The organism is Phyllobacterium sp. NPDC097923 (assembly GCF_044760925.1).
Classification (GTDB): Bacteria; Pseudomonadota; Alphaproteobacteria; order Rhizobiales; family Rhizobiaceae; genus Phyllobacterium; species Phyllobacterium calauticae.
The window spans coordinates 889,291-908,437 of record NZ_JBIWBL010000001.1; the positions used below are offsets into that span (position 1 = coordinate 889,291).

The following is a 19,147-nucleotide window of genomic DNA, read 5'->3' on the forward strand; positions in this document are numbered from 1 at the left end:
GAGATCAGCCTTCATCGATATTTCTACCAATCTTCAAGGTTGCAAGGTAAGCGAAAGCGTTGATGTCGATGTGATCTCCCCCCTTGTGGGGGAGATGGGCGACAGCCCAGAGGGGGGTGAATACACAATCACTCACCTATCACTCACTTCCCAGCGTGGATTGATCCACGGCTCCTGATTGGAGCGCGGCAGGGGATCGCGGCCAAGAATATGGTCGGACGCCTTTTCGCCGGTCATGATCGAGGGACCATTCAGATTGCCGTTGGTGACGCGCGGAAAAATCGAGGAATCCGCCACCCGCAGGCCCTCGACACCGATCACCCGGCACTGCGGATCGACCACGGCCATGGGATCGCTTGCCGCGCCCATCTTGCAGGTGCCGCAGGGATGGAAGGCGCTTTCCGCATGTTCGCGCAGGAAATCGTCGATGGCTTCATCGGACTGCACATGCGCGCCCGGCGAAATCTCGCGGCCGCGATAGGGATCGAGCGCCGCCTGGCCGAAAATCTCGCGGGTCAGCCGCACCGCATGGCGGAAGTCCGCCCAGTCATCCGGATGCGACATGTAGTTGAAGACGATCGTCGGCTTTTCCAGCGGGTCGGACGAGCGCAGGGTGACGCTGCCGCGCGACTTCGAGCGCATCGGACCCACATGCGCCTGGAATCCGTGGCCCTTGGCTGCCGCCTTGCCGTCATAGCGGATGGCGGCGGGCAGGAAGTGATACTGGATGTCTGGATAGTCGACACCGGGTTTTGAGCGCACGAACGCGGCGGATTCAAAATGGTTGGTGGCGCCGTCGCCGGTCTTGAAGAACAGCCACTGCGCGCCGATCCTTGCCTTGGAAAACAGCCCGAGTTTCGAATTGAGCGTGATCGGCTTCAGGCTTTCCTGCTGGATGTAGACTTCCATATGGTCCTGCAGGTTCTGGCCGACGCCGGCGCGATCGGCCACCACGGCAATACCATGGTCCTTCAGGTGCTGCGCCGGGCCGATGCCCGACAGCATCAGAAGCTTTGGCGAGTTGATCGACGACGCTGCCACGATCACCTCACGCCGCGCGCGCACGATTTCCGTCTTGCCGCGCCGGGTGATTTCCACCCCCGTCGCCCTTTGATTCTCGATGACCACACGCCGCGCGAAGCCATTGACGAGACTCACATTCCGTCGCTTCAGCGCCGGGCGCAGATAGGCATTGGCCGTCGACCAGCGGCGGCCATTGTGAATGGTCTGTTCCATGGCACCGAAGCCTTCCTGCTTGGCGCCGTTATAATCTTCGGTGACTTCGAAACCGGCCTGCCTGCCCGCATCGACAAAGGCGTGGAAGAGGGGATTGTCGCGGCGCCCACGCTGCACATGCATCGGACCGTTGGTGCCGCGCCATCCAGCCTCACCGCCATGGGAATGTTCCATGCGCTTGAAATAGGGCAGCACGTCCGCATAGGACCAGCCGGTCGCGCCACTCTCCGCCCAATGGTCGAAATCATGGGCGTGGCCGCGCACATAGACCATGCCGTTGATGGAGGAGGAGCCGCCGATCACCTTGCCACGCGGGGTCACCAGCGTGCGGCCGCCCAAATGCGGTTCGGGTTCGGATGAGAACCCCCAGTCATAGGTGCTCATGTTCATCGGGAAGGAGAGGGCGGCGGGCATCTGGATGAACGGCCCCATATCCGTGCCGCCGAATTCGATAACGATGACCGAATGCCTGCCGTCCTCCGACAGGCGGTAGGCCATGGCGGAACCGGCCGAACCCGAACCGATGATGACGAAATCTGCTTCCATAGCTGGCCCCATTATTCGCCGCGCGGAAAACGCGCGTTTTCTTCCAGAACATTCAGATCCATGTGATTGCGCATGTAGCGCTCCGAGGCCTTCTGCAGCGGCTGGTAATCCCAGGGATAATAGGAGCCGTTGCGCAGCGCCTCATAGACCACCCAGCGCCGCGCCTGGCTCTCACGCACGGCGGCGTCATAGGCCGCCATGTCCCAGCGCGCCCTGGCGGCGGCCGTGAACTGGGCAAGCAGCGCGGCATGGGCGGGATCACCGGCAAGGTTGGTCAGCTCGTGCGGATCCGATTCAAGATCAAACAGTTGCGGCGGATCGATCTCGCAATGCACAAACTTGTACCGGCCGTCGCGGATGCAGACCAGCGGAGCATTGGAACCCTCCGCCGCATATTCCATCAGCACCGGGCCCTGCCGCTTGCCGCCCGCGATGACGCCGGTCAGGTCCTCGCCGTCGGTCCATGGTTTGACGGCGGCAATGTCGATACCGGCGAGCGCCGCAAGTGTCGGGTTGATATCGAGCGTCGAGGCCGGCTGGGTGACCAATTGCGGCGTGATGCCCTTGCCTGCAATCATCAGCGGCACGCGGGCCGACCCCTCGAAAAAGTTCATCTTGAACCACAGTCCGCGTTCGCCCAGCATGTCGCCATGGTCTGACGTGAAGACAATGATGGTGTCGTCGAGCATCCGCGTTGCCCGCAGCACCTGCAAAATCTCGCCGATCTTGTCATCGACATAGGAAATATTGGCGAGATAGCCCTGGCGCGCCCGGCGGATGTTATCAGGGGTAATATCGAATTGCGTGTAGTCGCAGGCCTGCATCAGACGCTGTGCATGCGGGTCCTGCGCTTCGAAGGGGATGGCGGCAACGGCAGGTTCAAGCGCCGGCGAATTCTCGTAGAGATCCCAATATTTGCGCCGTGCCACATAGGGGTCATGCGGATGGGTGAAGGAGACCGTCAGGCACCACGGGCGGCGCGCCGGATCATCCGACGTGCGCGACAGCTGGTAGAGTTTTTGCGTGGCGTGAAACGCCACCTCGTCGTCATATTCCATCTGGTTGCTGGTTTCAGCGACGCCGGCGCCAGTGACCGAACCAAGATTGTGATACCACCAGTCGATGCGCTCGCCCGGTTTGCGGTAGTCCGGGGTCCAGCCGAAATCGGCGGGGTAAATATCCGTGGTCAGGCGTTCCTCTAGGCCGTGCAACTGGTCAGGCCCGACAAAGTGCATCTTGCCGGAAAGGCCGGTGTAGTAACCGGCGCGGCGCAGATGATGCGCATAGGTCGGAATATCCGAGGCGAACTCGGCGGCATTGTCATAGACGCGGGTGCGGGACGGCAGCTGCCCGGACATCAACGAGGCACGGGCCGGGGCACAGAGCGGCGAAGCGGTATAGGTGTTGGCAAAGCGGGCCGAACGCTGCGCCAGCGCATGCAGATGCGGGGCATGGATGAAATCGGCCGGGCCGTCCGGAAACAGGGTTCCGTTCAGCTGGTCGACCATCAGGATGAGAATATTCGGCCTTGTCATAGGGATGCTCCGGCGGCGGCTAGTTTCGTCGTCACGTAATCTTCCACGAGCGCGATTGCCGAGGCTGCCTCAGGCGCGCCATTGCGCAGCGCATGGCGGATATAGAGCCCGTCGATCATCGCCCCGGTGCCCTCGGCGATCTGCAGGGCGGTGTCCCGGTCGGTCATGCTGCTCAGCGCAAAGGCGAGGTTGGAGTGCATGCGCCGGGCATAGACACGCAGGAGCCGGCGGGTCTCGACCGACTGCTGCGCATGCACGTAAAAGGTCAGCCACGCCGCCACGGTCTGCGGCGCGAATTGCGAGGCGGAGAAGTTGACGGCGATGATGGCGGCAACGCGTTGTGCCGGTGTTTGCGCTGGCGCCAGCGCGGCGAGGAGGTCCTGCCCGAGTTCTTTCAGGAGATGGCGCATGGTGGCGAGGATCAGCTGTTCCTTGCCGCCGAAATAATGATGCGCCAGCGCCGGCGAAACCCCCGCTTCATGGGCGATTTCCGCGACGGTCACATCAAGCGAGCCGCGCTGGCCGATGGTGCGGATCGCCGCATCGATCAACTCCCGCTTGCGCAGTGGTTCCATTCCGACTTTGGGCATGCTGAAAAACCTCGTTCAGCGGCATTATTAATCTTGATTGACTGATCAATCAATAAAAATAGCGACGTTTTGGAGCGGTATTTGATGGGAGTGGCGCAAAGCCTCCGTGCGTGGTTCGACAAGCTCACCATGAGGGAGGGTGAGGGCTGCAGTGAGTATATTCTGCAAGGATTGCAATTGGCCCTACACCAAACCACTTCCCTCATGGTGAGCTTGTCGAACCACGCACCACATTCTGGCAGCGCTGGTGTAACCACAGGCAAGCAATAAACGACTCTCCACGATGCTCCCAACCGCACGATAATTGCCAAACCACAGGCGCCGGTATTGCACTGCAACAAAGTCCTTTACCTTGAAACGATGCGGGTTCATGGTTACCTCAATAAGAATGACATTTTGGAGGAATGACATGACAGCCTGTATCGTTGGATGGTCGCATTTGCCTTTCGGAAAACTCGAAGGCGAGAGCGTGGAAAGCCTGATCGTCAAGGCGGCCGTCGCTGCGCTCGATCATGCAGGCATCGGCCCGCAGGATGTCGACGAGATTGTCCTCGGCCACTTCAATGCCGGGTTCTCGCCGCAGGATTTCACCGCCAGCCTCGTCCTGCAGGCCAGCGATGCCTTCCGCTTCAAGCCCGCCACCCGGGTGGAAAATGCCTGCGCCACCGGTTCGGCTGCCGTGCATCAGGGCATAAAGACCATTCGCGCCGGCGCTGCCCGTGTTGTACTGGTGGTGGGTGTCGAGAAGATGACATCGACGCCGGGACCCGAGATCGGCAAGAACCTTCTCAAAGCCTCCTACCTGCCGGAAGAGGGCGATATCCCTGCCGGTTTTGCCGGGGTGTTCGGCCAGATTGCGGCGGCCTATTTCCAGAAATATGGCGACCAGTCCGATGCGCTGGCGACAATCGCCGCGAAGAACCACAAGAACGGTGTGGGCAATCCCTATGCGCAGATGCGCAAGGATCTGGGCTATGAATTCTGCCGGCATGAAAGCGAGAAGAACCCCTTCGTCGCCGGTCCGTTGAAGCGGACCGACTGCTCGCTGGTGTCGGACGGCGCAGCGGCGCTGGTTCTGACCGACACGCAGACGGCACTGAAGATGAAGCGCGCCGTGGCCTTCCGTGGCGCTGCCCATGTGCAGGATTTCCTGCCGATCTCCAAGCGCGACATCCTGCTGTTCGAAGGCTGCGCCGAAGGTTGGAAGCGCGCCCTCGATCAGGCCGGTGTCACCATCGACGATCTGTCCTTTGTCGAAACCCATGATTGCTTCACCATCGCCGAACTCATCGAATATGAGGCGATGGGTCTGGCCAAGCCGGGCGAGGGTGCCAAGGTCGCGCTGGAAGGTCAGACGGCCATGGGCGGGCGCCTGCCGGTCAATCCATCCGGCGGTCTCAAGGCCAAGGGTCATCCGATCGGCGCCAGCGGCGTCTCCATGCATGTGCTCTCGTCCATGCAGCTGACGGGCGAAGCCGGCGGCATTCAGGTGCCGGATGCCAAGCTTGCCGGCATTTTCAACATGGGCGGCGCGGCCGTCGCCAACTATGTGTCGATCCTCGAACGAATCAAATAAATCGTCCAATAGCGTTCTTTTCGAATCCGGGACTTCAAGTCCCGGATTCGTCGTGTCAAAAGCATCCGGCAAATCCATGAATTGAATCATCTTTTCCGGCAGAGGAAAAAGACATGTCGAACGGATGGAAAGAATCGGCATCCGCCTGGATTGCCGAACAGGCGGAAGACGGTGACTACGGCCGCGTTTATGTTCTCGACAAGCCGATGCTGGAACGCGTCAGCGGACGCGGCTTTAAAAACGCGCTCGATGTCGGCTGCGGCGAAGGCCGCTTCTGCCGCATCCTCAAGGGCCTTGGAATCAAGCCGGTCGGTATTGACCCGACCGAGGAATTGCTGGCGCAGGCGCAGGCCCGTGACCCCGAAGGAGACTATCGTTTCGGCTATGCGGAGGCGCTGGAATTTCCGGATGCTTCCTTCGATCTGGTCGTAAGCTACCTCTCGCTCATCGATATTCCCTATCTGCGCAAGGCCATCACTGAAATGGTCAGGGTGCTTGCGCCGGGTGGAACCCTGCTGATTGCCAATCTCAACAGTTTCAACACGGCGGGGCAACCGGGTGGCTGGCAGCCCGATATCAACGGCGATCCGCGTTTCTACGTGGATCATTATCTCGAGGAGCGCGTGGACTGGGTGGAGTGGCGCGGCATCCGCATCCAGAACTGGCATCGGCCACTGAGCACCTACATGTCGCTTCTCCTCGGCCATGGTCTCACCCTGCGCTATTTCGCCGAACCGGCACCTTATGGCGGCGATCCCGACAAGGCCGATCGCTACCGCCGGGTGCCCTATTTCCTTGTCATGGAGTGGCAGAAGGATGGCTGAGCGCAAATCTCCGGTTTTCTCCATTGGAAAGGCAAACGGGGCATCCTATAAGACCATCAATTCCGGCGGACGCCGGTCGATTTCCTGAGCAATGTAGGGCGTTATGAGCAATCCGGTTCTGGTTGAAGTTTTTCGCGGCGAAACAGTGGAGAGCCGCCATCGCGGCGCGGTTGTTGTCACAGACGGTGACGGCAGGATTGTCTATTCGGCCGGCGATATCGAACGGCCGACCTTCCCCCGTTCGGCAATCAAGGCAATCCAGGCGCTGCCGCTGGTGGAAAGCGGCGCTGCCGATGCCTATGGCTTCGGCAATGAGGAACTGGCCATGGCCTGCGCGTCGCATTCGGGCGAGCCGCTGCATGTGAAGAAAGCCGCCGATATGCTCGGCCGGGCGGGGCTTGATGTTTCGGCGCTGGAATGCGGTGCGCATTGGTCATCCGATCAGTCCGTGCTGATCGCCCAGGCCCGCAGCATGCAGGAGCCGACGGCGCTGCACAACAACTGCTCCGGCAAGCATTCCGGATTTCTTTGCACCTGCGTGCATCTCGGCATCGAGACCGCAGGCTATTCGACCCTGGGATCGCCGACGCAGACCATGGTATGCGAAGCCATGGAGAGCGTGACCGGCGCGGTTCATTCGCTGGATCATTGCGGCACGGACGGTTGCTCCATCCCGACCTATGCCATCCCATTGAAAAGCCTTGCCCATGGCTTTGCCCGCATGGCGACCGGCACCGGCCTGCCGCCGGTACGGGCCAAGGCAGCAAAGCGTCTGCTCGATGCCACCATGGCGGCCCCATATTATGTTGCAGGCACCAACCGCGCCTGCACGCGGCTGATGGAAATGGCGCCGGGGCGCATCTTCGTCAAGACCGGTGCGGAAGGCGTTTTTGTGGCGGCTTTGCCGGAGTTCGGTCTCGGTATCGCGCTCAAATGCGATGATGGCGCGACCCGCGCCTCCGAAGCGATGATCGGAGCGGTTCTCGCGCGGATTTTCCGTGGGGATGCGGAGCTGGAATCGAAGCTCGACCGGTTTGCCGACCGCGAAATGCGCAACTGGAACGGCATCACCTTCGGTGTTGTCAGCCCGGCCGATATCCTGACGGAAGCCGATATCAACTGAGAATATTGCGCGCGACGATCAACTTGTCATAACCGCTGGCGTTCTGCCGGGCGAGATCCTTGGTCACCGCATCCATCCAGCGATGGCCGAGAATGCCGCCCCGAGCGGCCTTCTCGATGATATTGTCGGTGATGACAGCGGAGCCGACGCCGTCGACGACGCTGACATAAATGCCGGTGCCCGCCTGCCGGATTACATTGCCCGTGGCGGTGAGGTTGCGCATATAGGGGCCCCAACCCAGCTTGATGCCGTACAGGGCCGCGTTCTCGATGACGTTGCCCGTCACGGCAATATCCGCTTCGACGCTGATGCCGATGCCGAAACCCGGCGCATCGGCGGGATAGGGCCCGATGGCGGTGAGGTTGCGCACCACATTGCCGCTGCAGGTGCCCATGCGACCGCCGCCATCGAAATTGACCATGGAAATGCCGCTGGCCGCGCCATCGACGATGTTGTTGGCGATCACCGCGCCTTCGAAGGCGAATTCGGAATAAAGCGCCATCTCGCCGCTGCCGGTGCAATTGTTGCCGATGATCTGCACATTGTTTCCGGCATTGGCGCGGACGGCGGAGAAGGCGCACCCCACCAGCACATTGTTGGAAACAAGCACATTGCCGGCACGGAACACATTGATGCCATTGCCGTTCTGGCCGGTGCCACCGCCATCGGCGCGGATATTCTCGACGCGGTTGCCGCTGACGATGGTCCCGTCCGGCCCCTGTGCATCGCGAAAAATCAGAATGCCGCCATTGCCGCAATCGCCGATATGATTGGCGGTGATGTCGAGCCCGGCGGATTGCGACGCAAAAATACCCGCATCCCGGGCGCCGCTGATGCGGTTGTTGCGGATACTGCCGCCGCATTGGGAAAGCGCAATGGCGTTTTTGCCCGATGCCGCGAAATCGCAATCCTCGATGACAATCCGGGTGACATTGGCAGCATCGGCCAGCGCCTTGGCACCGCCGGCAAGCGGTTGGTTCGCGCCGTCGATGACAAGCCCGCTGAGGCGGATCTGCGCGCCGCTGCTGGCCCTCAGAAAGGAACCGCCGCCGCCATAAACGAGGCGGGTTGCGCCGGGAATGCCGGCGAGATTGGTCCGTGCGGGCAAATCCACGCCGGAAACAATATAGGTTCCGGGTTGCAGGAAAATCTGATCGCCGGTCGCGCTCGCCTTGTGCAGGAGGGCATTGAGGGCCTTGCCCTGATCGTCAGGCGATCCCGGATTCAGCCCTGTGGACGCCGCCGCAAAAGCGCGGCCGGGCAGGAGTGCCCCGGCACCGAGCCCGGCCATTCCACCGAGAACAAGACGTCTGTCGATCACGGGCTTTACCTCAGGTTCAGCGTTTGGACAGGCCAAGGATTGTGTGTCTTTTGGCCAATCGATTGATGGCACTTGCAGCTTGGTCAGGCAAGGCATACCTTCACCGGATGAGCAGAGCTTTCACCAAGGAAGATGACAGCAATTCATCGATTGATCTGGGCGAGCGCCCCGTCAGTCCGCACCGGAATCTGGTGACCGAAAACGGTCTTGCCATGATCGATGCGGAAATTGCTGCCCTGCATGAGGAACTGGCCAAGGGCAATGCCGAGGCCGACCGTGACCTGATCGCGCGGGCCTCGCGTGACCTGCGTTACTGGACGGCGCGGCGGGAGACGGCGGAGGTTTCCCATCCCGACCCCGGCAGCTCCGTGGTGCGCTTCGGCATGACGGTGACCATCGCCGACGAGCATGATACCCGCCACAGCTGGGCCATCGTCGGCGAGGACGAGGCCGATGCCAGCCACGGCAAGATTTCGCACGTCTCGCCCATGGCGCAACTGATGTTCGGCAAATCGCTCGGCGATATTTTCGAACTCAACGGCCGCGAATGGGAAATCATTGCGATCGGACTGCCGCAGGTTGAATCAGAATAACCAGAGAAAGCCTTAAACCATTCACTTATAACGGCTTTTGGCTGGCCGCCCCAATTAGGCTGGAAAAGGCAGGCTCAGCTTTGCAGATGCATCACAAGCCATTTCGATCTGCCCCAGAAGCAACAGCAGACGGTATTAGGATCAATCCCTTGCCTGTTTCTAAGACCTCAAGTTCGTCACCAATTTTAAGATTGTAACGATCAAGAATTTCATCTGGAATAATGAAACCAACTTCGTCTCCGATCTCGATCAAGGTGACCACATACATGATCTGCGCCCCAGTGTTGCGAATGAATTACAACACCTGCAGTCAAGTGAATCAAGATTGCTGATCTCATCACTTCGTCTTACAGCCAGCCCTTCTTGCGGAAGATCAGCAGCGGGATGACGGCCGAGGCAATCATCATGCCGATAGCCATGGGATAGCCCCACATCGTCTTGAGTTCCGGCATGAATTCGAAATTCATGCCGTAGATCGAGGCCACCAGCGTTGGCGGCATGAAAGCGACGGCCGCCACCGAGAAGATCTTGATGATGGCGTTCTGTTCGATGGAGATGAGGCCAACCACCGTATCGAGCAGGAAGGTGATCTTGTTGGAGAGGAAGTCGACATAGGTGCTCAGCGACTGCGTGTCACGCTCCAGCGACTTGATCCACGCCTTCGTCTCTTTCTTGTAGCTGTTCTGTTCGGTAATGGCGGCGAGGTAGACCAGCAGGCGGCTCACCCCGGCAATGCTTTCCCGCACCTTCGACAGAAACGCACCCTGGCCGCCGATCCGCGTGAGGCTGTCGCGGAAATTCTTCGTCGTCATCGGCTTGTCATTGTCGGAACGGCGGAAGATCGTGTGGGAGTTCTGGTCGATATCCGAGGCGACGCCTTCGAGAATATCGGCAATGCGATCCGTCACGGCTTCGATGATCCCAAGCAGAATGGTCACGCCGCTGCATTTGTCGTTGATCAGCCCGTTGCCGGGCTTCGACGCCCGGCTGACATAGAGGCTGAAGGCGCGCGGCTCGGCATAGCGCACCGTGACAAGGAACGAACCCGTCAGGATGAACGAGATCGGACTGATGGCGTGATGCTTGTCCTGGGTGAAATAGAGGATTGGTGCCGTCAGGTACTGTCCGCCATTTTCCGTATAGAAACGGCTGGACTCCTCGATCTCCACCATATCCTCGCGGGTAGGGATGGCGGTCTTGGTCCAGGTCTCGGTCTGCACATCCTCGTCATGGGTGGGATTGAGCAGGTCGATCCAGACCGTATTGTCTGGCAGGGCATCGCCGACCTTGGCCGGGCGTGCGGCCAGATGATCTGCTTCAAGCGTATAAACAACGATCATGTCACAATGAACCCAGCAAGGTATCGATCAGCTTTTCCGCCGCTTCGCCGATCACGGTTCCCGGCGGGAAGATAGCGGTCGCGCCTGCCTTGAGCACGGCATCGAAATCCTGGGGCGGAATGACGCCGCCGACAATGATCAGAATATCGTCGTGCTCGCGCCGTTTCAGCGCCTCTTTCAGTTCGGGAACAAGGGTGAGATGCCCGGCTGCCAGCGAAGACACGCCGACAATGTCGACATTGCTCTCAATGGCAAGCTCCGCCACTTCATCCGGTGTCTGGAACATGGCGCCGACGATCACGTCGAAGCCGAGATCGCCGAATGCCGTTGCAATCACCTTCTGGCCGCGGTCGTGGCCGTCCTGGCCCATCTTGGCGACGAGGATGCGTGGCTTTTCGCCGGTGCGCTTTTCATAGGCGGCGGCCTTGGCCTGCACCCGGTCGATCACCGCGCTCTTGCCGACTTCCTTGCGGTAGACGCCGGAAATGGTGCGGATATCGGCGACATGGCGGCCATAGGCCTTTTCCAGCGCCAGCGATATTTCACCGACCGTTGCCCGGGCCCGTGCTGCCTTGATGGCGAAATCGAGGAGGTTGCCGGCGCCGGATTTGGCGGCGCTGGTCAAGGCGGTCAAGGCGCCGTCCACGGCGGTCACATCGCGCGTGCCCTTGAGCTGCTGCAGCTTCGACAGCTGGCGGGCCCGCACCTCGGCATTGTCGATCTTCAGCACATCGATTTTGACGTCATCGACCGGCCGGTAGGAATTGACCCCGATCACCGGCTGCTGGCCGCTGTCGATGCGTGCCTGGGTTCGTGCCGCTGCCGCCTCGATGCGCAGTTTGGGAATGCCCTGTTCGATGGCTTTCGCCATGCCGCCGAGCGTCTCGATTTCCTCGATATGGGCGAGCGCCCGCGTCGCCAGATCGTGGGTCAGGCGCTCCACATAGGCCGAGCCGCCCCAGGGATCGATGATCCGCGTGGTGCCGGATTCCTTTTGCAGGATCAGCTGGGTGTTGCGGGCGATGCGGGCCGAATGGTCGGTCGGCAGCGCCAGCGCCTCGTCAAAGGAGTTGGTGTGCAGCGACTGGGTATGCCCTTGGGTCGATGCCATCGCCTCGATCATGGTGCGCATGATGTTGTTGTAGGGGTCCTGCGCGGTCAGCGACCAGCCGGACGTTTGCGAATGGGTGCGCAGGGAGAGCGAGCGTTCGTCTTTCGGGTTGAAGTTCTTCTTCAGCAGCACCGCCCAGAGCAGGCGCGCGGCGCGCATCTTGGCGACTTCCATGAAGAAATTCATGCCGATGGCCCAGAAGAACGACAGGCGCGGCGCGAACGTATCGATGTCGAGCCCGGCGGCGACACCGGCCCGGACATATTCGATGCCGTCGGCAATGGTATAGGCAAGCTCGAGATCGGCGGTCGCGCCGGCCTCCTGCATGTGATAGCCGGAAATCGAGATCGAGTTGAATTTCGGCATATTCTGCGAGGTATAGGAGAAAATGTCCGAAATGATCCGCATCGAAGGTTGCGGCGGGTAGATGTAGGTGTTGCGCACCATGAACTCTTTCAGAATGTCGTTCTGAATGGTTCCGGCCAGCAGTTTCTGGTCGACGCCCTGTTCTTCGGCGGCAACGATGTAAAGCGCCAGAATCGGCAGGACCGCGCCGTTCATGGTCATCGACACGGTCATTTCGCCGAGTGGAATGCCATCGAACAATTGCTGCATGTCGAGAATGGAATCGATGGCCACGCCCGCCATGCCGACGTCACCGGCCACGCGCGGATGATCGCTGTCATAGCCGCGGTGCGTGGCAAGATCGAAGGCTACGGAAAGGCCCTTTTGGCCGGCCGCCAGATTGCGCCGGTAAAATGCGTTGGATTCTTCCGCCGTCGAAAACCCCGCATATTGCCGGATCGTCCAGGGCTGCTGGACATACATGGTGGGGTAGGGCCCGCGGATGAACGGGGCCGATCCTGGAAACGTGTCGAGGTGGGACAGGCCCTTCAGTGCCGCATCGCCATAGGCACGCTTGACGCGGATACCTTCCGGGGTTTTCCACGCCGCTGCTTCGGGCTTGCGGGCAGACGCTTTGGGCTCTTGCCAGTCGATCTGGGTAAAATCGGGAACTCTCATTCTGCGGAAGCCTGCAATGTTTCATCGATGCGCGGGAAGGTCAGCGGCTCGCAGTGAACCACACCATCCGTCGGCAGCGGCATATGGGGGGCATCAAGCACGGTCACTGGCCGCTCTTCCTTCGCAGGGAAAAGTGTCGTTCCGATGATCGCACGCGTGCCGGACCGGTATTCTTCGTTGCGCGCCGTCCGCGCCGCGATGATGCGCTGTTGGAAGCGGTCTTCGACCAGACTTTGCAGAATGCCGCCTTCCTTTTCCAGCATCTGGAATTCCTTCCATGCGGCCTCGCACAGGGCGTCGGTCAAGGCTTCGATCGCACCCGAACCGGCTCCCGGATCGGCGACGAAGGCAAGGTTGCTCTCGTCGGCCAATACCAGCTGGGTGTTGCGGGCAAGCCGCCGGGCAAACGGGTCGGGCAGGCCGTGGGTGATGGTATGCGGCAGGATGGCGAGGCTATCGGCACCGCCCACTGCCGCCGCAAACGCCGCAATCGTGGTGCGCAGCGTATTGGTTTCGCAGTCCTTTTTCGTCATCATCCGCATGGAGGTTTCCGCATGGATGGTTGCGGCAGACGGGGGAATGCCACAGGCCTCCTGCAGGCGAGCCCAGAGGCGGCGCAGCGCCCGCAGCTTGGCGATGGACAGGAACTGATCCTGATCGACGGCGATGGAAAAACCGATATGCGGAGCGGCGTAGACAATCGGCTGGCGCGCTTGCTCGAACAGGCGGAAATGGCCCGATGCGATGGACAGCATGGCGCCCAGCTCCTGCGCCTCCGTTGCACCGGCATTGTGGTAGACGCGGCCATCGGCTTCCAGCACGATCCCCGGCAGGTCGGTGGAGAAGAACCCGGCTAGCGACTGCGGCAGGGATGCCTTGAGCGCCGCCAGCGTCATGCGCAGGCGGCCGGTTCCGGCCAGCGTTGCCGCGGGATCGATCCCCAGCGAGAAGCTCAGTGTTTTCGGGTTGATGTTGCGCGGGCGCATGTAATCGACGAACCAGTCGGCACAGGCGCGGCTTTTCGGATGCACGTCCATGCGCAGGTGGATCATCTCCAGATGCACGCCGCGCAGCACCTGATCGACCGCCTCGCGCGTTGACGGCAAACCGTAGCCAAACGCATTGGGTGCCCCTTCGAACACCAGCGAAATACCGGTCGCGCCGTTTTCCAGATCTTCCAGAAGCTGCCTGTTGGCGCGAACCGGGTCCGGATCGTCAATGCGCTGGACGATATGCCATGGCTGCGCCGGATTGCGGCGCGGGGTCAGTTTGGCATTCTTGCGGCGTTCATACAGCGGCTCGATGGGAATATTGTCGTCGGTCCGCGAGACGAGGGCCTCATGGAAATCCGCACCCTTCAGGGCCTTTTGCGCCAGTTTGACCCAGCCCTCGCGGTTTGCCGCGGCAAACGCCGTGTCCTTTAGGATAGACGCGTCCATGCTCACTCCCGGTCGAATCAAACCGGCTTTCCGCCGAATGAGATCATTTCGGCCGGAAACCGGCGTCACTGTTGGTTTTCGGTACGCAAAAACGCAATTTGCGTCAGGCCCGATATTTCCTGCCAACTTTAGGGGGTGTTATGCTGCTTCGCAATAAAACAAAACATGTGGCCCTGAGATAGTGGGCCCGGAAAACCTGCTTCGGCTGGTCGATATGGTCCAGCTGTCGGCACCGTCGACGTGACGGACCGGTGAATCCCTGCTTTCCGCGGGATCGACGATGCCGGCAGCAGCCTCGATCCGGTTATTGATGTGACCGGCCGGGACCGCCGTCATTGCTGGTCCGGTAGCGGGGAATGAAGACCCGGCGGCCGTCTGACCGTGCCATTCCGGAATGCCCATTCCAACCCGGACGATTACCGCGGTAGTCCCAGTGGCGCCTGCCATAATCGCGGCGGTAATAGTCCCGCCCGTAATAGTTGCGCCCGTAATAGCTGCGTCCATAGCGCGGACCGCCAAAATAGACCGAATCATAGTAGCCGCCGTAGCCACCATAATAACCGCCATAGCCGCTATATCCCCGGTAGTAGGTACCTTCGACGCACCCGGACAGCGCCAGGCCTGAAAAGCCGATTACGGCTGCAACGATAAGAGACTTGATAGACATCGGATTTACTCCCGAACATCATACTTGTTTACTCAAACAAGTTCAGCCGTGAATGGTTCCTTAAATTCTTCTTCTGTTCCAGTAGATTTTATACGGCCAAGCCGGATGAACAGTCACAATTCAGCTGTTCCGGTAATCTATTGTGTTGTCTACAGAAAGTCGGCGTATGGCCACCGCGTGAAAATCAATGCGCCGCGCGCAGGAAAACATATTCGATCCCGTCAATCTCATCCATTTCCTCGCCGACCTTGGCAAAGCCCAGGCGCTGTACGATCCGAAGGGAGGGCGGGTTGTCCGGCGATACGGAGGCGGCAAAATGCTGGACGCCATGGACATCGCCCGCCCACTCCATGACGGCTTTGGCCGCTTCGGAAGCGTAGCCGTGGCCCCTGTCACTTCTGAAGATGAGATAGCCGAACTCGACGGCATTGCGCGCATAGGACTGCAGATAATCGGGATCGGGCCGGGTGTGAAACCGGATGTGGCCGATCATGCGCCGCTCCGCGGTCAATATGATCGCGCGCACGGACCACGGCAGATAATCCGGGTCTTCGCCCAGACGCATCCGGCCAGCTTCAAGAGCACCGGGGTCCTCAAGCAACTCGTGCGGTATGGATGTTCCGGTCATGCGGCTGGCGTGGGCGAGATCACCGGCCAGGCAGGCGGTGACCGCATCGGCGGGCATGAGCCGAAGGGTAAGGCGGGGGGTGACGATGTCGTCGATGGCGGGTGCGGTGCGGTCTGTGATCATGCGCTGCAACCTATCCGCCCGATTGAAGCTCATCAAGCGGGCAGCGGCCGGTCAGGATCGGATGGCCGATCCCTTGTCGAGTACGGCGCACAGCTGCACGAACTCGGTCGCCTCGATGGGCGTATCGCCGTTGATGTAAATTCTCGACACGTCCCGAAGCTGGGGAATGGCCATGCACGCCTGATCGACACTCGGATATTTGTGCTCTGTCGAAGCCAGATTGTTGTCGAGGGTGAGTACGATTGTTTCTGCGTCGCGATTGACATCAGATGGATCGATCACGGTCTACTCCTGGTGCTCATTGACTTGCGAGCACCGATTTTACGGCAAAAGGCAGCAATGCCAAGCGGCGAAAAACCAGCGCTGTGGATAACCTGTTAATCATCCTCTTGGTCAAGGGACCTGTCGCAATGCAGGTTCGGCAACCAGGGAAGGGCGGATCGCCGCCACAGTTCCTCCCGGGGAACAAGGCTGTCGCGTTGCGTCATGCAGCCGGTACGCAGCATGTAATGGGCTGGATGCGCATCGATACCGGTGGAGTAGAGCGGTGTGCCGCAGTCCGCGCAAAATCCCTGAATGCGCTGTCTGCCGCTATCGGCTGTCTTTACATAAGTTTTTGGGGTGCACCCGACAAACCGCAGTGTGCTCGCAGCTGCAGGCACGGAGACCCGGAACGCGGTGCCTGTGAGCTGCTGGCAGTCGGTGCAGTGACAGATCGTGACCGCAGCAAGGTCCACATCCGCTTCGAATCTGATCTTGCCGCAATGGCAGGAGCCATCCACTTTCATTGTACTTCTCCCGTTGCGGCCACGAACCCGGGCAGTCTGAAATTTCCAGAGCTAGGCACCGAGCGTTTCCGGCTTCTTGATCTCGATTTCGACAAAGGCAATCGCATGCGGGGAGCCGTTCATGACATCGTGCTTGATGCCGGACGGGCGCTGATAGGACTGGCCGGCGGCCAGCGGCACGTCGGTGACATCGGTTCCGTTGTGAATGCGCAGGGTTCCATCGACCAGCATGACGACGAAATAGGGCCATCCATGCTCATGCCAGCCCGTGACGGCGCCCGGCTGAAAATCCCAGCGGGTTATGCGCACGGCATCATCGTCTTGCTGAACGGTCGGTATTGCGGGCAGATCGCACTGGAAGGCCAATTGTCATATTCCCGATTGATATTGCAGTTTTCGTTGCCGATCCAATCCTGCCCGCGGCGGGAATGCAAGTGGCCTGGCCTGTTGTCACAGTCCGGGGCTGCATGTTTCCGCCGTGCGGTCCTGCTGCCGTTGCTCGCGCAGTGCCGCTGCCGCATTCAGTCCGGCGAACAGGCACAGGGAGGCGCACATCAGCGCGACGGCCAGACTGAACGGCTTTCGCAGCGTTCTGGCGTGCAGCGCGAGGCCGGTGCCATACACCAGCAGGGCCGGCACGGCATAGAAAAGCACCTGAAGCGGACCGTCGCAATCCACGCCGTCGATGCCTTGCGCCTTGTATTCGTTGACGGGTAGTCCGCCCGCCAGAAGCGCCAGCGGCAATGCCGCAGCCAGTATGAAATATCCCAGCCATTTCAGACGGATGCTTGCCATGAACACGATGATCTCAGGGAGCGCGAAGGGGATCCTGCAGGGAATGGGGCGGTATCTGGCCGGGCCCGGCATGTTTCTTTGAGAACAGCGCAAGGGCTCCCAGAAGGGCAAACATAAGAACAAGCACGCCGATCACAAGGCATTTGTGTCTCATCAGGCATCTCCATTGTGACGTCGATGTGACTGTGAAACAGTTTTTTGGCAGCAATCGGGTCGCAGGTCAAATTCGCTCCGCTGGCGCGGGCCGAATGGGCGATGCAGACAAGAAAAAACCCGGCAGGACGGCCTTGCCGGGTTTTGGTTCAGATGGAAATCAGCGGCAGACGCGGACTTTTCTGATGATGATTCGGCCATGCACACGGTGCCGTTCCGTCCGGACGAAACAGTGGCGATTCCACCGGCGATAATGACGCCGGTAGCCCGGCCGGTAATCGACGTTCTGGACAACGCTGCCCGTCGTGCCGGAAGGGCTGGTGGTCTGGACCAGCGGTACGGAGAGCGGGGCCGCTTCGGACGGCGCGTTGAACGCCATCAGGGATGTAACGGCAATCGCCGTGGCAAGTATCAGGCTTTTCATGTTGAACCTCTGAGCTGTTGACACGACAACAATACATTGGCTTTGCGCCCGGTTCCCACATGACAAAAATTTTAGGTTCGGCAGCGCTGGGAAGACACTGTTGCAATCCTAGGGCGAATCGCCGGCTTGCCACCCGGGCAGAGTGCGCTGTTCGTCCTCGGTCAGATCCATCGCAAAGGTGCCAATGGTCCTGTTTCCCTTGGCAAAGGCCAGGACCGACAGGAGACTGGTTACCAGGGCCGGGTCTTCGGCTTTCGGATAGATGTGCAATGCAAGGGTGGCCATATCGACCCACGCCCGTTCATAGGCGTCCATCAACCATTCCGGAATCGGGGGATTGCGGTCATTGTTCAGGCGGGCGGCTTCAATGGTGGCGACAAGGGCGAAGGCGTTCCAATCCCTGAGCTTGAGCTGCCAGGCGATCCGCACGATTTCCGGGACGGCGGCATAGGCAGCCGTGTCCACATCCCCGTGATGATGCAGGTTTTCCCACAATTCGTCCCAGGCGAGGGTGAAATCCCCCTGTTCGAGTGCCTGAAGCGCATCGGACGGGTTGTAGAGATCACGATAGCCGCTGCGAAGTGTGTACCAGCGCTCATCGGTCCAAGCCAACAAACTCATGACTGTCCCCTGCATGTTTTCACCGGGTCAATCAATCGCGTTGTTCAGGCGAAAGCAAGAACGTCTGCTAATCCTGATAAATATAGGATGCGCACATATCGCTGTTGCTGGCCGGCGCCTTGTCGCCGGTGAACACGGCAACCTCCGTCAGCCCTTCGCCGGCGCGCCAGGTGGCGACATAGGAAACATCGCCGGACCCGCACAGCCTGTTGCCGTTTTCCAGTTCGGGATCCGCAGGGGTTTCGACTTTGTAGACCGATGCGTTGAGATTCTTTCCATCGACAATGAAGTGGTCGCCGAGCAACGACGAAAAAGCCAGCGCCTCGCCATTGGCAAAGGTAATGCTGAAATCGTCCATTTCTATATCGCCGGTGATGCTTTGGGCCGTATTGCTATAGGCTGTATAGGTGTCACCATCGGCCCATGATTGGCCGCCTTGGGCGGCGAGAATGAAAAAGGTGGCGGGCAGGAGATAAAGTAAGCGGTATTGCATGCGGGCCCTCCGGTCAAACCTGTCGGGGTGGATCGCGATACTGCCGCACCCCTTCTGGACGAATTTGCAGCGATCATCTTGGCATTGATCTCATGGGGCTTTTCCCGGCATCGTGCAAGCGCGAACGGCTGTCATCAAGCGCTTTAAAATACCCTTTTGCGTCTTCCTGCACCAGGCCGGATTTGCTACCACCCCATG

Annotated in this window: 21 protein-coding genes; 4 read left to right on the forward strand and 17 right to left on the reverse strand. The window is 60.2% G+C overall.

The features are described from left to right. Positions 1–132: 132 nt before the first annotated feature. From betA to betI, 3 genes are read right to left on the reverse strand one after another with little or no spacing between them, the layout of a single operon-like run. Entirely contained in the window at positions 133–1,782 is a 1,650-nt protein-coding gene (betA, locus tag ACIQWS_RS04425) for a choline dehydrogenase (protein ID WP_403170655.1), read from the reverse strand. 11 nt (positions 1,783–1,793) lie between these two features. Further along, entirely contained in the window at positions 1,794–3,317 is a 1,524-nt protein-coding gene (betC, locus tag ACIQWS_RS04430) for a choline-sulfatase (RefSeq protein WP_403170660.1), read from the reverse strand. Then, entirely contained in the window at positions 3,314–3,907 is a 594-nt protein-coding gene (gene betI / locus ACIQWS_RS04435) for a transcriptional regulator BetI (protein WP_346305657.1), read from the reverse strand. The genes betC and betI overlap by 4 nt, the downstream gene beginning before the upstream one ends. A gap of 409 nt (positions 3,908–4,316) precedes the next feature. On the opposite strand from betI, the gene ACIQWS_RS04440 reads away from it, so the two are divergent. The 3 genes from ACIQWS_RS04440 (at position 4,317) to ACIQWS_RS04450 (ending at position 7,430) form a co-directional block, all read left to right on the forward strand. Further along, complete coding sequence (locus ACIQWS_RS04440; protein WP_223611449.1) at positions 4,317–5,483, forward strand: acetyl-CoA acetyltransferase; 1,167 nt, start codon at positions 4,317–4,319, stop codon at positions 5,481–5,483. A gap of 113 nt (positions 5,484–5,596) precedes the next feature. Next, positions 5,597–6,307: a class I SAM-dependent methyltransferase gene (locus tag ACIQWS_RS04445; RefSeq protein WP_403170666.1), complete on the forward strand. Its 711-nt coding sequence runs from the start codon at positions 5,597–5,599 to the stop codon at positions 6,305–6,307. A gap of 103 nt (positions 6,308–6,410) precedes the next feature. Next, on the forward strand, positions 6,411–7,430 hold the full coding sequence (locus ACIQWS_RS04450; RefSeq protein ID WP_403170670.1) for an asparaginase: 1,020 nt from the start codon (positions 6,411–6,413) through the stop codon (positions 7,428–7,430). Here ACIQWS_RS04450 and ACIQWS_RS04455 read toward each other — a convergent pair. Next, the gene (locus tag ACIQWS_RS04455) at positions 7,423–8,751 is read right to left on the reverse strand and encodes a TIGR03808 family TAT-translocated repetitive protein (RefSeq protein ID WP_403170673.1); all 1,329 of its coding nucleotides are present in this window, start codon (positions 8,749–8,751) and stop codon (positions 7,423–7,425) included. The genes ACIQWS_RS04450 and ACIQWS_RS04455 overlap by 8 nt on opposite strands. A gap of 107 nt (positions 8,752–8,858) precedes the next feature. Here ACIQWS_RS04455 and ACIQWS_RS04460 point away from each other — a divergent pair, with 107 nt between their 5' ends. Next, positions 8,859–9,344, forward strand: a complete 486-nt coding sequence (locus ACIQWS_RS04460; protein WP_403170676.1) for a GreA/GreB family elongation factor — start codon at positions 8,859–8,861, stop codon at positions 9,342–9,344. A gap of 91 nt (positions 9,345–9,435) precedes the next feature. Here ACIQWS_RS04460 and ACIQWS_RS04465 read toward each other — a convergent pair whose 3' ends face one another. The 13 genes from ACIQWS_RS04465 to ACIQWS_RS04525 form a co-directional block, all read right to left on the reverse strand. Further along, positions 9,436–9,612, reverse strand: a complete 177-nt coding sequence (locus tag ACIQWS_RS04465) for an AbrB/MazE/SpoVT family DNA-binding domain-containing protein (protein WP_403170681.1) — start codon at positions 9,610–9,612, stop codon at positions 9,436–9,438. Between the two features lie 79 nt (positions 9,613–9,691). Next, the gene (gene corA, locus ACIQWS_RS04470; protein WP_288192885.1) at positions 9,692–10,684 is read right to left on the reverse strand and encodes a magnesium/cobalt transporter CorA; all 993 of its coding nucleotides are present in this window, start codon (positions 10,682–10,684) and stop codon (positions 9,692–9,694) included. Position 10,685: 1 nt separating this feature from the next. Further along, on the reverse strand, positions 10,686–12,818 hold the full coding sequence (gene scpA, locus ACIQWS_RS04475) for a methylmalonyl-CoA mutase (protein ID WP_403170687.1): 2,133 nt from the start codon (positions 12,816–12,818) through the stop codon (positions 10,686–10,688). Beyond that, positions 12,815–14,257, reverse strand: coding sequence for a methylmalonyl-CoA mutase subunit beta (locus ACIQWS_RS04480; RefSeq protein ID WP_346305649.1), 1,443 nt, complete (start codon positions 14,255–14,257; stop codon positions 12,815–12,817). The genes scpA and ACIQWS_RS04480 overlap by 4 nt, the downstream gene beginning before the upstream one ends. A 304-nt stretch (positions 14,258–14,561) precedes the next feature. Next, on the reverse strand, positions 14,562–14,924 hold the full coding sequence (locus ACIQWS_RS04485; RefSeq protein ID WP_403170711.1) for a hypothetical protein: 363 nt from the start codon (positions 14,922–14,924) through the stop codon (positions 14,562–14,564). Positions 14,925–15,108: 184 nt separating this feature from the next. Further along, on the reverse strand, positions 15,109–15,675 hold the full coding sequence (locus ACIQWS_RS04490) for a GNAT family N-acetyltransferase (protein WP_403170724.1): 567 nt from the start codon (positions 15,673–15,675) through the stop codon (positions 15,109–15,111). Between the two features lie 51 nt (positions 15,676–15,726). Further along, positions 15,727–15,957 (reverse strand): hypothetical protein, encoded by a 231-nt coding sequence (locus tag ACIQWS_RS04495; RefSeq protein ID WP_204276690.1) that lies wholly within the window; start codon positions 15,955–15,957, stop codon positions 15,727–15,729. Positions 15,958–16,052: 95 nt separating this feature from the next. Further along, positions 16,053–16,463, reverse strand: a complete 411-nt coding sequence (locus ACIQWS_RS04500; RefSeq protein WP_403170730.1) for a GFA family protein — start codon at positions 16,461–16,463, stop codon at positions 16,053–16,055. 51 nt (positions 16,464–16,514) lie between these two features. Then, positions 16,515–16,829: a cupin domain-containing protein gene (locus tag ACIQWS_RS04505; protein ID WP_346305645.1), complete on the reverse strand. Its 315-nt coding sequence runs from the start codon at positions 16,827–16,829 to the stop codon at positions 16,515–16,517. A gap of 84 nt (positions 16,830–16,913) precedes the next feature. After that, positions 16,914–17,258 (reverse strand): hypothetical protein, encoded by a 345-nt coding sequence (locus ACIQWS_RS04510; protein ID WP_403170735.1) that lies wholly within the window; start codon positions 17,256–17,258, stop codon positions 16,914–16,916. Between the two features lie 313 nt (positions 17,259–17,571). After that, a complete protein-coding gene (locus tag ACIQWS_RS04515; RefSeq protein WP_403170738.1) occupies positions 17,572–17,835 on the reverse strand; it encodes a hypothetical protein in 264 nt (87 codons plus the stop codon). Positions 17,836–17,943: 108 nt separating this feature from the next. Further along, entirely contained in the window at positions 17,944–18,456 is a 513-nt protein-coding gene (locus ACIQWS_RS04520; RefSeq protein WP_346305643.1) for a hypothetical protein, read from the reverse strand. Between the two features lie 67 nt (positions 18,457–18,523). Further along, positions 18,524–18,949 carry a hypothetical protein gene (locus tag ACIQWS_RS04525; RefSeq protein ID WP_346305642.1) on the reverse strand — a complete coding sequence of 142 codons (426 nt, stop codon included), beginning with the start codon at positions 18,947–18,949 and terminating at the stop codon, positions 18,524–18,526. Positions 18,950–19,147: the final 198 nt, after the last annotated feature.